The sequence below is a fragment of the Aeromonas sp. S2(2024) genome (genome assembly GCF_041402505.1).
Classification (GTDB): Bacteria; Pseudomonadota; Gammaproteobacteria; order Enterobacterales; family Aeromonadaceae; genus Aeromonas; species Aeromonas media.
Genome location: NZ_JBGLRL010000006.1, coordinates 40,374 through 55,782 on the forward strand (window position 1 = coordinate 40,374; position 15,409 = coordinate 55,782).

4 protein-coding genes and 1 pseudogene are annotated in these 15,409 nt (G+C 63.5%); 1 reads left to right on the plus strand and 4 read right to left on the minus strand.

Annotation, left to right across the window (positions count from 1 at the left end; genetic code table 11):
* Positions 1-57: 57 nt before the first annotated feature.
* The 4 genes from nrfD to nrfA all read right to left on the minus strand — a co-directional run bounded on the left by nrfD (position 58) and on the right by nrfA (position 3,923).
* Positions 58-1,011 (minus strand): cytochrome c nitrite reductase subunit NrfD, encoded by a 954-nt coding sequence (nrfD, locus tag ACB039_RS08305; protein ID WP_005327900.1) that lies wholly within the window; start codon positions 1,009-1,011, stop codon positions 58-60.
* An 87-nt stretch (positions 1,012-1,098) separates the two neighbouring features.
* Positions 1,099-1,779, minus strand: a complete 681-nt coding sequence (nrfC, locus tag ACB039_RS08310; RefSeq protein ID WP_005327898.1) for a cytochrome c nitrite reductase Fe-S protein — start codon at positions 1,777-1,779, stop codon at positions 1,099-1,101.
* The gene (gene nrfB, locus ACB039_RS08315) at positions 1,776-2,429 is read right to left on the minus strand and encodes a cytochrome c nitrite reductase pentaheme subunit (protein WP_041205646.1); all 654 of its coding nucleotides are present in this window, start codon (positions 2,427-2,429) and stop codon (positions 1,776-1,778) included. Before nrfB ends, nrfC begins: the two co-directional genes overlap by 4 nt.
* A gap of 51 nt (positions 2,430-2,480) precedes the next feature.
* Positions 2,481-3,923, minus strand: a complete 1,443-nt coding sequence (nrfA, locus tag ACB039_RS08320; RefSeq protein ID WP_041205647.1) for an ammonia-forming nitrite reductase cytochrome c552 subunit — start codon at positions 3,921-3,923, stop codon at positions 2,481-2,483.
* Between the two features lie 740 nt (positions 3,924-4,663).
* On the opposite strand from nrfA, the pseudogene ACB039_RS08325 reads away from it, so the two are divergent.
* Positions 4,664-15,341 (plus strand): annotated as a pseudogene (locus tag ACB039_RS08325) (retention module-containing protein).
* Positions 15,342-15,409 lie beyond the last annotated feature (68 nt).

The following is a 15,409-nucleotide window of genomic DNA, read 5'->3' on the forward strand; positions in this document are numbered from 1 at the left end:
CATCGCAACAAATAAGCGCCAGTCACCCGAAGGTGGCTGGCGCTGGTGATCATACCTTTAAACTACCGTCATCTGGCCGGCGTAGAGCACGAAGTAGCGCAGCAGCAGGATCCCCACCAGGGTCAGGCTGCAGACCAGCACCAGATAGCCGTTTTTGGCCCGCAGCGGTGCGGGGGCCAGCAGGGCCAGCAACTGGGGCAGCAGCATGCCGATGCCCACCACCCCGAGCCAGAACACCTGAGCCCAGAAGCCGCTGCCGATGGCGGCCCACATGGCTGCTTCCTTCTGGCCGCCACCGAAGTAGAGGCCGATAAAGAAGCAGACCAGCAGCAACACCTCCACCGCCAGTACCGGCCGCTCAAAGCGGTGGACAAAGCTCACCCCCTGGCTGTGATGGTTCTCCTTGAACAGGGTGACCGCCAGCAAGATGGTGGAAGCGATGCCGGAGCTGACGCCGGAGATGAGGAATAGCACCGGCAGCACTGGGTTGTTCAAGAGCGGATAGGTCTTGAGCGCCGACAGCAGAAAGCCGGTGTAGGCCCCCAAGAGCACGGCAAGCAGCAGCAAGAGCGGCGCCAGCAGCCGCTCGATGCGGGCAAGCCAAGCGATGAGATCATCCACAAAGGCGAACTTCTCTTGCAGCAGGTGACGGCGCAAGGTCTCGATCTCGGTGCGAAATACCACCGCCAGCCAGGCGAACAGCACCGCCATGTAGACCTGGAACAGCATGACCCCCATCGACATCACGGAGTCGAACTGGTAGTGGAACATCAGCTTCCAGAAGGTCCAGGGGCGGGCCAGATGGAAGATAAGGATCAGTAACCCCAGCACCACGCTCACCGGCGCCAGGATGGCGGTCGCCTTGATGATGCCGCTCTCGCTGCCGGCCCCCTTGCGGCGCAGCAGCACCGAGAGGGTGGTGGCCCCGGCGGAGATGCCGAGCAGAAAGAGATAGATGGCGATCGGCCAGTCCCACACCAGCGAGGAGAAGTGAAATGCGTCATGCAACATGATCCATTCCTCCTTCTGTTACTGCGATAGATGGCGATCGGACAAATCCCCACACGAGGGAAGGGAAGTGAAACGCCTCTTGCATCGTCATGACTTAATCTCCCCTTTGGGCACGCGGTACATCTTGGGCGAGGTGCCGAGTGCCTGCTTGTAGCGATAGGTGGTCTCCTTCACCAGCCGTTTGGCGATGGGGCTGTCCGGGTCATCCAGATTGCCGAACACCAGCGCCTTGGTGGGACAGGATTCCACGCAGGCCGGCTCCTTGCCCGCCGCCAGGTTGGTCTTGCGGCAAAAGTCGCACTTATCGGCAACCTTGGTCACAGGGTTGATAAAGCGCACCTGATAGGGGCAGGCGGCCAGACAGTACATGCAGCCGACGCAGAGATCCGGGTTGACGTCGACGATGCCATCCTCCTTGCGGATATGGGAGGCACCGGTCGGGCAGACGTGTACACAGGGCGCGTTGTCGCAGTGCTGGCAGGACTTGCGAAAGAAGTGGTACTCGGCATCGGGGAAGGTGCCGATGGGGCCGGAGCGGATGATCTCGAGGCGCGAGACCCCCTCTGGCACCTTGTTCACCTCCCGGCAGGCATCCATGCAGGCGGTGCAGCCGATGCAGGCCGTCTCGTCATGGAGCATGCCATAGCGAACCCCGTTGATGGTCTGGCTGTGGGCGAGGATGGCCGTGCCGGCGCGCACCGGGCCCGTCATCATGATGAGGGCTCCCGCGCTCATCCCCGCCATGAAGTCACGACGAGAACAGCTCATGGTGCCTCCTTGCCCGCATTGCTCGGCAGGCCGGCCACCTTGGCTTGATGCTGCTTGCTGTGGCAGTCGACGCAGAGCTTGATGCGGGACTTTTCCGGGATTTCCGCCATGGGCTCCTTGGCCGGGTGCAGCTGGTGGCAGCTGGTACAGGTGAGCTTGGTGGCGTGCACGTCGTGGGCCCAGAGCGCCTCGCGCAGCACTTTGGGTTCGTGACAGCTCATGCAGACCCCGTTCTGCTCGGCGATGGGGTAGCTCTCTGTGCTCTGCTTCTCTGCCAAGCCGCTTTGCTTGTCTGCCAGGGCGCTTTGCTTGTCATTGAAGCTGTCGCTAAAGCGCATCACGTCTTTGACCCCTTCCCGGTGCTGGGAGGAGGGCTGACCGTGGCAGTTGGTGCAGGTGACCGGCGCCAGGTTGTTGGGGTTGGTCGCCTGGCCGTGCTTGCCGTGCATCCCCTCGGTCTGCTCCTTGTGACAGTCGGTGCAGGCCTTGTCGGGGCTGCGCAAAAATTCCACCTCGTGTGTGGCAGAGACAGGTGTGGCGGGGAGGGCCGCAGGGGCATTCGCCGCATCGGCGGCCTGGCCCTGCAGGCTGGTCAGCAGCATGGCTGCCATCAGCATCAGTCGTAAGAAATCCATCGTTAAATCACCCATAGGAAGCCTCCATCCGATTGCAGGCCCGACTCGGCGGGCCCGCAAATCTCGTCATTGTGCGAGCCGTCCGGCCGCTTTGGCCTCGGCATCCCAGGCGGGGACTGTGGTCTTGAGGAACTGGGCCTTGTCGGCATTCATCTGTTTCATGTCCATGCCAAGGGCGGCCTGGGCCTTCTCCTTGCTGGAGATGTCAGGAATGGCGATCTCGTGGCTGATCCCCTTGGCGGCCAAGAGGCGTGCCAGCTTGGTACGGGCATCGGCGGCCTTGTCCAGGGCGGTGCCCAGCATGCGCAGCGCCACTTCCGGGGCGTGCATCTGCACCCCGTGGGAGGCGATGGAGAAGTCCCAGCGCCATTGAGCGTGACGGATGTCCTGCTGAATGTCCTTCATCTCGGCTTCGGTGGCACCGGCATCCCAGGCGGCCTTGGCCTCGAAGTGGGCGTGCACCAGCTGCTTCTCGACTTTGAGCTTGATCTCGGTCACCGCATCCTTGCGCTGCTGGACTATGCCTTGCAGCATCTCCTTGCTCTGGGTGTGGCAGTTGCGGCAGGTCTGATCGAAGCGATCGAAGGGGTTGCCCACCTTGTGATCGGTGTAGACCTTGCCCTGCTCGTTTTGCACCTTGGGCATGTGGCAGTCGACGCAGGCGACATTGTTCTGGCCGTGAATGCCGGCGCGCCAGGTCTCGTATTCGGGGTGCTGGGCTTTGAGCATGGGGGTCTTGGAGAGGGCATGGGTCCAGTCGGCAAAGCCTATTTCATCGTAATACTGCTCCATCTGCTCAACCGTGGTGCCCTTGTCCCAGGGGAATTTCACCGCCTTGGTGGGGCCGCTGAAGTAGTACTCCACGTGGCACTGGCCGCACACCTGGGACTGCTGATCGAAACGCCCCTGCTCCTTGAACGGCTTGCCGATGACGGTCATGGCGCGGTCGGCATAGGGACGGGAGAGGTGCAGGGCAGGTTTCCCTTCCTTGAACTCTTTCGAGGCGGTGTCGTGGCAGTCGGCGCAGCCGATGGTGTTGACGATCTCGGGTCCGCCTTTTGCCCACATCCCCTTGAAGTAGCCATCCTCACCCTTCTCGTCGATGACGCGGGCCACGTCCGGGCCTTTGCAGCTCCAGCAGGCCATGGGCAGGGGGCCATCTTCGGCGGTCTTGGGGGCGCCGGTACGCAGGGTTTCCCGCACGTCGGTCAGCGCATAGAAGTGGCCGCGCGGCTTGTTGTAATCCTTGGAGAAGGGGTAGCCGGCCCAGAGCACCACCATCTGCGGATCGTCCGCCAGGGCGTCGGTGCGCTCCTTGCTCTCGCTGGTGCCTTTCCAGCTGCTGAACTGATCGGCGTGATCCTTGGCGAACAGCTCGCTGCGCGCCTCGATCTTGCCTTCGGGGGCTGTCTCGTCTGCCTGCGCCAGCATGCTGGCGCCCAGCAGGGCAGTCAGCAGCAGGGCGGCCAGACCCGGCCGAAATGGCTTGTTGTGTGAACCCACGGTCATCACTCCCAGATAAATTGTCCATGCCGAGCCTGACCGTTCCATCTTGGTGCGTGGACATCTGTGCCCATGGTCGATGGGCATGGCAGGCTGATTAATTGTTATGACTGCATATAAAATGATTTTTATGCACTTGCTCGTGGAGATAATACCAAATGGGTAAAATGGATAATCATTTATCCCCCCGGGAGTTGCGCTAGATCAATTGGCATGGACTGCTAATGCAAAAAGTGAGATCCAGATTGAATTATTGAGCCCAATCTAGCGGTTATCCCCATCCTTATCCTTTGATGACGCACTGCGACGAGCCAGCATCTCGGGGTGGAAGAGGCGTGTCTGGGTGAGGACGAGTAGGGGGTCAGCCCCTATGGTGCGGAGAGGCTTCAAGTGTAAGTGAATATATATTCTTTTTTCGTGATGGGGATGGAGGTCTGACGTTCGCCTGGTGAAATAGTGGTAAACCCTGAACGGATGGATGCCTGTCAGAAGCTGTCGTATGAACGGGGAGAAGAAGAGCCATGTTTGTCATCTGAGGCGTGAAAAAAAGCGTTATATCTCGATTCCCTCCGTGGTTCGCAGCGTTTAATTGAATTAAATAGGATGTTTTACGGCATTTACTTTCGATATTTTCGAAAATGGCGAAGGGTTACACGGGTGGGGTGGCGGTAAAATGTCCGCCTGTCACGGTGGTTTTCCTTACGCTTCATCTCTGGGAAAGCCTGTGTTTACCCGTTGGAGGATATATGGCCGAGCTGCGAATCGAGAAACCGACTCTTGTTACCCAGGTGGAGGGCGCCGTGGTTGTGATGGATGCCGACGGCACCTTGCGCCGTGCCACCCCTGGCATGCAACTGGAGCCGGGGATGCGCCTGCTCACCGAATCCGATGGGCGATTCGAGCTGGCTGACCCTGCCGGTGAGGCCCCCGATGCCAGCCAACCCGAACAGGGGGGAGTGGGTCCTGCCGGGGCCATGAATCCCGAGCTGGCCACTCTGCAGGAGGCCATCCGTCAGGGTGCCGACCCGACCGAGTTGTTTGAGGAGACCGCGGCCGGTGACGCGGCCGCCGGCACTGCGGGTGGTGTGGTCGGCTCCAGCGCCGGCGGCTTCGTGGTGGTGGATCGCATCAATGATGCGACCCTGGTGGAGGCCGGCTTTGACACCGATCATCAGGGAGTCCTGCCAGGGGACGAGCTGCTCTATTCGGAAGATCAGGATTTGCTGGCGGCCATCACCATCACCGAGCCCCAGACCGCCGACAACATCATCAACGGCGACGAGGCGACCGGCGTCATCATTCGCGGCGTCGTCGAGGACGTCGAGGTAGGCCAGACGGTGACCGTCACCCTGATTGATCAGGAGGGCAACCGCCTCACCACCACCACAGTGGTGCTGCCGGGCTTCGTCTGGGAGGCCAACTTCGGCGACGTCACCGGCAAGCTGGTGGATGGCCCGCTCAGTATCCAGGCCGATACCCAGGACGCGGCCGGCAACCGGGCCAGTGACACTGGCCAGACCCTGCTCGACACCATCACCACCATTACCCTCGATCTCAGCGACGAGAGCGACACCGGCGCCAGTCAGGTGGACGATCTCACCCGCGACACCAGGCCGCTGCTGCAGGGCAAGGGGGAGCCCGGCGCCACCGTCACCCTGAGCCTGGAGGGCAAGGTGCTGGCCGTGCTCACCGTGGATGGCAACGGCAACTGGCAATACCCCATCCCCGATACCCTGACCGACGGCGCCCATGATTTTCGGGTCGACTCGGTCGACATCGCCGGCAACCGGGCCAGCGACATCCTGACCGTCACCGTCGACACCCGGGCCGCCATCGATATCGATGATCTCGACACCGGCAGCATCCTGGGTCGTGACAACGTGACCCTGAGCGGCAGCACCAGCGAGGTGGAGGCGGGCCAGCGCGTCACCATCACCCTCATCGACCAGAGTGGCCGGACCCTCCATAGCGGCAGCGCCCTGGTGGGCAGCGACGGTCGCTGGCAACTCAGCGGCCTGGATCTCTCTGGCATCGAAGGCCCCTACGAGGTGCGCGCCGAGGTGACGGATCTCGCGGGCAACCGGGTGATCGACGGGGCTCCCCTCATCGGGCAGAGCGACGTACTGACCCTGTCCGAGGCGGATCTGGCCAAGGGCCCGGTCACTGCCAGCGGCTCCCTCCATACCGGCGCCGGCATGGACGGCAACCTGCAGGTGAGCTTCGGCGCCGATCAGAGCGCCCTTGAGCAGATGAACCTCAGCAGCCAGGGTTCGCCTCTGAACTATCAGATCAGCGGTCAGACCCTCAGTGCCAGCGCGGGGGGCGTCACCGTCTTCACTTTGACCCTGGCCAATGACGGCAGCTATCGCATCGTCTGGCACCAGAGCCTGGATCACGGCCAGGAGAGTCTGAGCCTGCCCTTTGCCCAGGAGTACCGCGACAGCGACGGGGATCTGGTACACGCCAACCTCAGCGTCGAGCTGGTGGACAGCACACCGCCGGACTTCACCATCGCCCCCGTCACCCTCACCGAGGATGGCTTTGACAACACAGATGCCGTGGTGGGGCAGAGCCCGTTCCTGATCGGGCACCAGTCCGATCCCCTGTTGGCGGACTCCCTTGCCTTTGCCGATCAGGCAGCGACCCTCACTCGTCTGAACGGCAGCGTGCTCAGCAGCGACGGCCATGTGCTCAGCTTCGAATTCAGCGGTGATCGCCTGCTGACCGGTTATTACCTCGATGGCAACGGCAACAGGGTCGAGGTGCTGAAAGCCGAACTCGACGCCAGCCAGTCGGGTAGCGACGTCAAGGGCAAGGTCACTGTCTCGCTTAATGGTCCCCTCGACCATCAGGGCAACGACCGGCTCTCTCTGGGGCTATCCGTCTCTGCCAGGGAGATAGACGGCGACGAGACCCGTGCCGACCTTCAGATCGCCATCAATGACGGCACCGATCCGAGCCTCGGCCTAGACGCCGGCGTCAGCCTGCAGGAGGGCGGGGCCGGCCAGACCCTGGACGGTCAGTTGCCGATCAACGTGGGCAGCGATCGCCTGGTGTCCCTCAACTTCGAGGCCAATCAGCCCGGCCTGAACGGCCTCACCAGCGGCGGCCAGCCGACCAGCTATCAGGTTAATGGCAACCAGGTCACCCTGCTGGATGCGGGTGGCAAGACGGTGCTGACCGTCACCCTGGATCTGGACGGCAAGTACCATGTGAAGCTTGATGGCGTGCTGGATCAACCGGTGGGCACCAACAGCGTCAACTTGGGGCTGCAGGTACAGGGCTCCGACTTTGACGGCGACAAGAGCAAGCTCGGCACCCTCAACATAGCCATCACCGATGGCGCCTTGCCGCAGGTGGACCCGGTTTCCCTCACTCTGGTGGAAGACAGCGACTGGAGTACGGCCCAGACCCTCATCGGGGATCTTGCCATCACCGCAGGTGCCGACCCCCTGGTCAACATCGCATTCGATGCCAGCCAGCCGGGCCTGCAGGGGCTCACCAGCGGTGGCGCACCCGTGATCATCAGCGTCAGCGGCAACAGCATCAGCGGCAGCGTCAACGGCCAGAACGTCTTTACGCTGGCGCTGGATCAGAAAGGTCACTACATCTTCACCCTGAACCAGCCGCTGGATCAGGGCAGCGCCGACAGTCGGCTTTTGGCGGGCTTTACCCTGACCGATTCCGATGGCGACAAAGTCTCCTCCACCCTGACCGTCGCCATCGGCGATGGGGCCAACCCGGTGATCAGCGCCGTGACCGGCACCAGCCTGACCGAGGGCGATCAAGGCGCAGGAACCGTGGTGGGCAATATGAGCTTCACCGTGAGCCACGGGGCTGATGCCCTGGCCCCCGACAGCCTCAAGTTCGATATCGCGGCCATTCAGCAGAGCCTGGATGGCAAATACAGCAGCCACGGCAGCCAGGTCACCTTCACCCTGGATGCCAACGGGGATCTGGTGGGGACCAGCGCGGACGGCCGCGAGGTGCTGCGGGCCGAGCTGAGCCTGGTGGAGAGCAACGGCAACTGGAGTGTGACAACCAAGGTCACCTTGATCGGCGAGCTGGATCACCAGGGGAGCGAGTCCCTCAATCTGCCGCTCGATGTGACGCTGACCGACAAGGACGGGGACAGGGTCTCCACCCGGCTGCCGCTGACCATCAAAGACGGCAATGCGCCCGTCTTCGTGGCGGGCAGCGGGGTGAGCCTGGATGAGGGCAACCTCGATGGCAGCAACCCGCTGACCGGCACCGGCCACTTCCAGATCGATGCGGGCTCGGATCGGGTGAGTGAGGTGTCGTTCGCCGATCCCGCCGAGCAACCGGCCCTGACCGCCCTGGGCCAGAGCGTGAAATACGAACTGGTGGGCGGGGATCCCGCCATCCCGGGCAACCAGGTGCTCAAGGGTTACGTCGAGGTCAACGGCCAGCGCGTCGAGGTGCTCCAGGTGGAGCTGATTGGCAAGCTCGACAAGGCCGCCAGCAACGGTTTTGACTACAAGGTGACCCTGTTTGAGGGGGGTCACCAGCGCGGTGACAGTGCCACCGAGCTGCCGTTCAAGATCAATGTCGTCGACAGCGACAAGGGCAGCGGCAACAACGACAGCACCACGGGCACCCTCAACGTCAGCCTCGTCGAGGGCGATAACCCGACCATCACCCTGACCGGGGTGACGCTCAGTGAAGGCCGCTTCGACGGCGCCGCCACCAACCAGACCGCGGATGATCAGCAGGCCAGCGGCACCCTGACCATCACCGCGGACTCGGATCCCGTGGTCGACGTGCGGCTGACCCTCTTTGGCCAGGTGGTGGATGGGAGCGGCAACCCCATCACCCACAACGGCGAGACGCTGACCTGGCAGGAGGTACCGGGCAGCAACGGCCACGGCTTCCAGGGGGTGACCGCGAGCGGCACCCTGGTGCTGAGCATTACCCTGCCGAGCGTGCCGGGCCGTATCGAAGCGCATACCGACGCGACCCTCGACTACCAGGTGAAGGTACACACCAACCTGGATCACGGGGCGAGCGACAGCCTGACCCTGCCGGTCAAGGTGACCGACAGCGATGGCTCGGTGATCACCGGCAGCGCCACGGCGGTGATCACCGATGCGGCCGACCCCGTGATCTCGGCCATAGAATCCGTGCGGGTCGAGGAGGCGGATCTGGATGCGAGCGGCAGCCAGCGTCCGGGAACCACCCCCACCGAGAACGGGGAGACGGCAGGCGGCCAGGTGACCATAGGCGCCGGCTCGGACAGGGTGGCCTCCCTCGAGCTGGATGTGGCGGCCTTCAATCAGGCGAATAACCTCACCTCGGGTGGCAAAGAGGTGACCCTGGCGGCCCATAGCCCTGGCTGGTATCTGGCGAGTGCGGAGGGTGGCAAGCCGGTGTTCTGGGTCCATCTCGACGTCAATGGCAGCTACAGCGTCCACCTGGTGGGCCAGCTCGATCACGGCGCCCAGGGCAAGGATGAACTGGGTATCGAAATACCGCTGTTCGTGACCGACTCTGACGGGGATCGCAGCCCCAACGTGACGGTGGAAGTGCAGGTGCAGGATGACATGCCGATTGGTACTCATCTGACTCATCACCTGAACGAAACCGGCAGCGCCGTGAGCGGCGATCTGCTGCCCCCCGCCAACGAGGGAGCCGACGGTGCCAGAGTTGCCTCGGTCACCGTGAACGGCCAGCTGCATGCCATCAACGGCAGCCTGACCCTGGATGTGATGAGCCCGGACGGCAAGCAGGTGATGGGATCCCTGACCATAGGGCAGGACGGCAACTACAGCTTCACGCCGAGGCCCGGCTTCGCTCACGATGCCGCCTCCCTTAGCCAGGTCATCAGCGCCCAGTTGGTCGACGGTGACGGCGACACCGCCGAGAGCACCCTGACCCTCAATCTGCAGGATGAGGCGGTGAGCTTCACCGTGAAGGCGGTCACCGGGCAGGAAGATCAGGGAGCCCAGGATCCGGGCCATGGCATTGCCATCGACATGCGCCTCGATATCGGCGATTTCGACCGGGGCGAACACGTGGAACAACTGCTGATCCAGGCGCCGGCCAACGTCCACGGTACCTTCTACTACCACGGGGTGGCCCTCACCACCACGGCCGATGGCAAGTGGTTCATCGTGCCGCCGGCGGCCATGGTGACCACGGACAACGTCAACTACCAGACCCAGGGTCTCACCTTCGTGCCAGCGGATGACTGGTCCAGCTGGAGCAACAACAAGCAGCCGCTGCACTTCCAGGTGCAACTGCAGGTCGGGGTGACCGAGGGAACGCCACCGCCCGCCGTGACCGGCGATCTCGCCATCACGGTGCAGGGCATTGCCGACAAGCCGTTGTGGGATGCGGGCAGCACCCATCAGCACTACAGCACGGGCGAGGACAGCAGCGGCATCGCCCTCAATATGAAGGCCAGCCTCACCGACACCGATGGCTCCGAGACCCTGAGCTACCAGATCAAGTGGGAGTCCGGCCTGGGCAGCCTGACGCTGAATGGCAAGGTGCTCCAGCCGGGCAGCAACGGCCTCTACACGGTGACGGCAGGGGATATCAACAAGATCACCGTGCTCCCCGGCAAGGACTACAGCGGCGACATCAGGCTCACCGTGACGCCGGTGAGCACGGAGAAGAGCCCTGTGGTCAGCGGCCAGAACAAGGCGCTCGGGGATCCCCTGGATCTGGTGATCAACGTCAACCCGCAGGCGGATGACGCCAAGGCTCACCGTGCGCGAGATCCAGGGCAAGGAAGATACCTTGCTCGATCTGGGCAGCAAGATAGTCCTTAGCCATCTGGGCGACACCACGGACGGCTCGGAGCAGCTGTTTGTGCGCATCAGTGGCCTGCCCGCCGGGGCCACCCTGCTGCTGGGTGGCGTGGCGGTGACCCTGGATGCCAACGGCTACTACGAGGTGCCCTATGACCGCATCGGTGAGCTCAAGCTCGAGCCGCCTAAGAACAGCAACGTCGACTTCGAGCTCACCATCAAGGGCGTCGTGAAGGACAGCGCCACCCTGACCGACGCCAATGGTCAGACCCACACAGTGGTGAATGAGAAGGAGACCGGCTCCCAGGGCCTGCACGTGGATCTGGTGGGGGTGGTGGATGAGTCCCATTTAGATCTTAATGCCGGCGACTGGATCCAGGATGGCAATGGCTACAGCATCACCATCGCCGAGGATGGCCGGGCACCGCTCGACTTCAAGCTCACCTCGGGGGAGTGGACGGATACCCCGCTCGATCACTCGGAAACCCTGAACCTGGTGCTGGAAGGCCTGCCGGAAGGAGCCAGGGTGTTCGATGGCAACGGCAAGGAGCTGACCCTCACCTTCGCCGGGCTCGATGGCAAGGGCAACCCCCTCTATCAGGTCGACGTGTCGAGCCTTGGCAACCTGCAGATCCTGCCGCCCCCCAACAGCACCGCCGATCTTCACCTCATCGGCCACGTGGTGGTGACCGAAAACGACGGGGATCACAAGGGCTTCGACGTGCCGCTCACCATCAAGGTGGAGCCCGCGATCGACGCCACCGACTACGCCAGGACCAGCCATGGCCTGGAGGATCAGTTCACCGTGCTGGACTGGCAGCCTGACCTGACCGACGGCGCCGAACAGGTGACGCACCTCGGCCTCTCCGGCATAGCGCCGGGTTACGAGATCTGGATCCGGGTCGGGGGAGTGGATACCCAGCTGACGGTCACCGGCGGCGCCGTAGACTTGAGCGACGCCGAGCTGCAGAGCCTGCTCGGCGGCGGCCAGCTGCTGGTGAAGGGGCTGGAAGACAGCGATCGGGACACCACTCTCCAGAGCCATGTGACCGTAACCCAGCATGATGTGGATTCGGGCGCCGTTGCCGAGAAGGTGATCGACGGCACCCTGCATGTGGATATCCAGGCCGTGGTGGAGCCCGATGGCAACCTGGTGCAGCAGGGGGGAGATCTGATCAGCCCGGATGGGCACGATATCCCGCTGGACGGCGTCTTCGTGTTCCAGGATCTGGACCCCAGCAGCGTCGAGACCATCGACTACCTGGTCATCAGCGATCTGCCCCCCGGCTTCGTGGTGGTGGGCGGGATCCACGATGGCCAGGGCAACTGGACCGTTCCCCACGATGCCCTCGGCAGCTATGCCCTGCGCTCCCCGGACGGCTTCACCGGCACCGTCATCTTCAAGGTCAGCGCCAGGGTGATCGACCTTGGCGACAACAACGAGGGGGATCTGAGCGCGCCGGCCTATCGAGAGATGACCGCCAGTGCCGATTTCCAGGGGGCAACCCACTCGGGCCAGGTGGCCGCCGATGTCGATTTTGACAACAGCGCCCCCATCACCGGGGTGGAGGATCAGGGCGTCAACTTCGGCAGCCAGTTCAAGGACATGGTGACCCTGGGCACGGCGGACAGCGGGGACGACGAGCTCAGCATCGTCATCACCGGCTTGCCCCCCGGCGTGAACGTGCAGGGGCTCACCTATGACTTCGTCAACGGCGAGTACCTGATCAAGCTGCCGGGGGGGCTCGATGACCTCGACAAGTTGACCCTGACCCTGCCTGACGACTATGCCGGCGACGGCCTGGGCTTCAAGGTGCGCCTGGTCAACACCGACACCGTGAGTGGTGACACCAAGCAGGTGGAGAAGGATATCAGCCTCTCCATCACCCCGGAGGTAGACATCAACGGCGGGCCGGACGGTCAGCCCGAACTGCAACTGAACGTGAAGGATGTGAACGGCGACGGCCAGCCGGACAACCTGGAAGACACCGAAATCCACCTCGATCTCTCGGTCAAGCTCGCGGACATCAGCCCCACTGTGGCCAATGGCGGTCTCGAGACCGTGGCGCGAGTGGTCGTGACCGTGGATCCCCAATATGGTCACTTCCTCGACAAGAACGGCCAGCCGGTCTCCACCCTCAGGGTGGACGACCCGGCGGCGCTCAAGGATCTGGTGTTCGTGCCCAAGGAGCACTTCAGTGGTCAGGTCCCCCTGGGTATCAAGGTGGACATTCTCGACACCGCCACCACGGGGACGGATCGCGGTAGCTGGAGCGGCAATGCGAGCTTCGAGGTGCTGCCGGTCAACGATCCGGCCCAGCTCACGGTGCAGAACGTGAGCGGCGACGAGGATGGTAGCATCAGCCTTGGCGGGCTGGGGGCCAGCCTCATCGACACCGACGGCTCCGAGCAGATAGTGGGGCTGCAGATCAGGGGGGTACCGGACGGCTTCACCCTGTCCGCCCCTGCGGTCAACAACGGCGGTGGGGTGTGGCAGGTGCCGGTGGGCACCGATTTCACCAGGCTGGCCCTGATCCCGCCTGCCGATTTCAGCGGCACCGTGGATCTGACCCTGAGCGCGTTTACCCTGGACAAGGGACTGACCCTGCCCCTTGAAACCAGTGCGGGCTTCACCGTCACCGTCAATCCGGTGGGGGATGTCATCATCGCCGACATAGAAAGCAAGGCGAGCGGTGCCGAGGGCGATGTGATCACCCTGAACCTGGGGCTGGAGACGCGGGATACCCAGGCCACCGGCGGCAGTGCCGGCAACGTGCATGAAAATGGCCCCGAGCAGGTGCGCGTCGCCCTGGAAGGGGTACCGGACGGGGCAGAAATTCGCCTGCCGAACGGGGTCAGCGGCACTGTGGTGGACTTGGGCGGCGGCCGCTGGCAGGTCACCACGGACGGTGGCAGGCTCGATGCGGTGGAGCTGGTGACCAACGACGCCAATGGCGCCCTGGAGATCAAGGTGACGGCTCAGAGTCTGGATCATGGTGCCCTTGGCCCCGAGGTGGGTGGCAGCATCCAGGTGGATGTGAGCCCGGTCAACGATGCCCCCGTCAACGTGCTGCCAGGGGAGCCCCAGGTGGCCCAGGAGGATCAACCCTTCGTCATTCACGGTCTGCAGGTGAGCGATGTGGATGCAGGCAGCAGCACCATGGAGGTGACCCTGTCCGTACTGCACGGCACCCTGAACCTGCCGGTCGGCAGCGGGGTGACAGTGACCGGTAATGGCACCGGCTCCCTGGTGTTGAGCGGCTCCCAGGATGCCATCAATGCGCTGCTCTCTGGCGGGGTGACCTATCAGGGCGAGCAGGACTTCAACGGTCAGGATGCCCTGACCATGGTGACCAACGACAGGGGCAACACCGGCAGTGGCGGCGCCCTGAGTGACACCGATGTGCTGTCCATCGAGGTGCAACCGGTCAACGACGCCCCGATCAACCAGGTGCCGGACGCCATGGCGGTGAAGGAAGATGGTTCGCTGTCCCTCTCCGGGATCAGTGTCAAGGACGTGGATGCGGGCAGTGCGCCCATGTCCATGGTGTTGCGGGTCGAGCATGGCGTACTGACCCTGCTCGGGGCAGCGGGCGCCGTCTCGGTGCAGGGGGCGGGCAGCAACGAAATGACCCTAGTAGGGTCGCTCGATGATCTCAACAGCCTGCTCAACGGCAATCTGCACTACGAGCCGGCCAAGGACTTCTGGGGAGAGGACAACCTCACCATCACCACCTCGGATCGGGGCAATACCGGGGCGGGCGGTGCGCTCACCGATACCACCCAGGTCGGCATCACTGTCACCGCCGAGGCGGACGCTCCCCAGCTCGGGCTGGGCACCCACGACATCCACGCCCTGCAAGGGGCCTGGGTGCCGCTCAACCTGAGCGCCAGCGTGGTCAACCCGGCACCGGGCGAGCTGTCGGTGCGGATCCAGAATCTGGGCGGTGCTCAGGTGGTGGACGAACACGGCCAGAGCGTGGGTCATGCCGACAACAACGGCGACTGGCTGCTGCCCATGGAACACTCGGTCCCACTCTATGTGAAAGATCTGGCGGCCGGGGATCACAGCCTGATCCTGACCGCCGAGTCGAGTGCGGGTGGCAGCACCCTGAGCTCGGCCGAGGAGACCCTCACCATCCACAGCCAGAGCGGCCACGACTTGGTTGGCTCGGATCGGGGAGACTGGCTGTTCGGCTCCACCGGCAGTGATCGGATCCTGGGTGGTCAGGGAGATGACGTGATCCGGGGCGGCCAGGGCAACGACATCCTGAGCGGCGGCGCCGGCAGCGATCTCTTCGTGTGGGGCCAGGGTGACGAGGGAACCGCGACGCAGCCTGCCATCGACACCGTCACCGATTTCCACCCGGAGGAGGGGGACAGGATAGATCTGGCGGACCTGCTCAAGGGGGTGACCGACAACAGCGTGGATGGCTTGCTGGGCCACCTCTCTGCGTCTGTGACCACGGGCAGCGCGGGCCTGAGCGATGTGAATCTCTCGGTCTCCCCGGCGGGGGATGGTCAGGTGACCCAGCAGATCACCCTGAAGGACGTGGATCTGAGCGGCTGGAACCTGAGCGGCGGCTCCTCCTCTCACGACATCCTGCAATCCATGCTGGATCAGCACAGCCTGATCATCCAGCACCCTTGATGGGACAGATGGCGGGACAAGCTGAATGAAAAGAGCCGGCGCTTGCCGGCTCTTCCTTTATCTGGTTT

Bases quoted from the DNA above. Each gene is read 5' to 3' on its own strand.
- nrfD (WP_005327900.1), bottom strand. From the start codon at position 1,011: ATGTTGCATGACGCATTTCACTTCTCCTCGCTGGTGTGGGACTGGCCG.
- nrfB (WP_041205646.1), bottom strand. From the start codon at position 2,429: ATGGGTGATTTAACGATGGATTTCTTACGACTGATGCTGATGGCAGCC.
- nrfA (WP_041205647.1), bottom strand. From the start codon at position 3,923: ATGACCGTGGGTTCACACAACAAGCCATTTCGGCCGGGTCTGGCCGCC.
- nrfC (WP_005327898.1), bottom strand. From the start codon at position 1,779: ATGAGCTGTTCTCGTCGTGACTTCATGGCGGGGATGAGCGCGGGAGCC.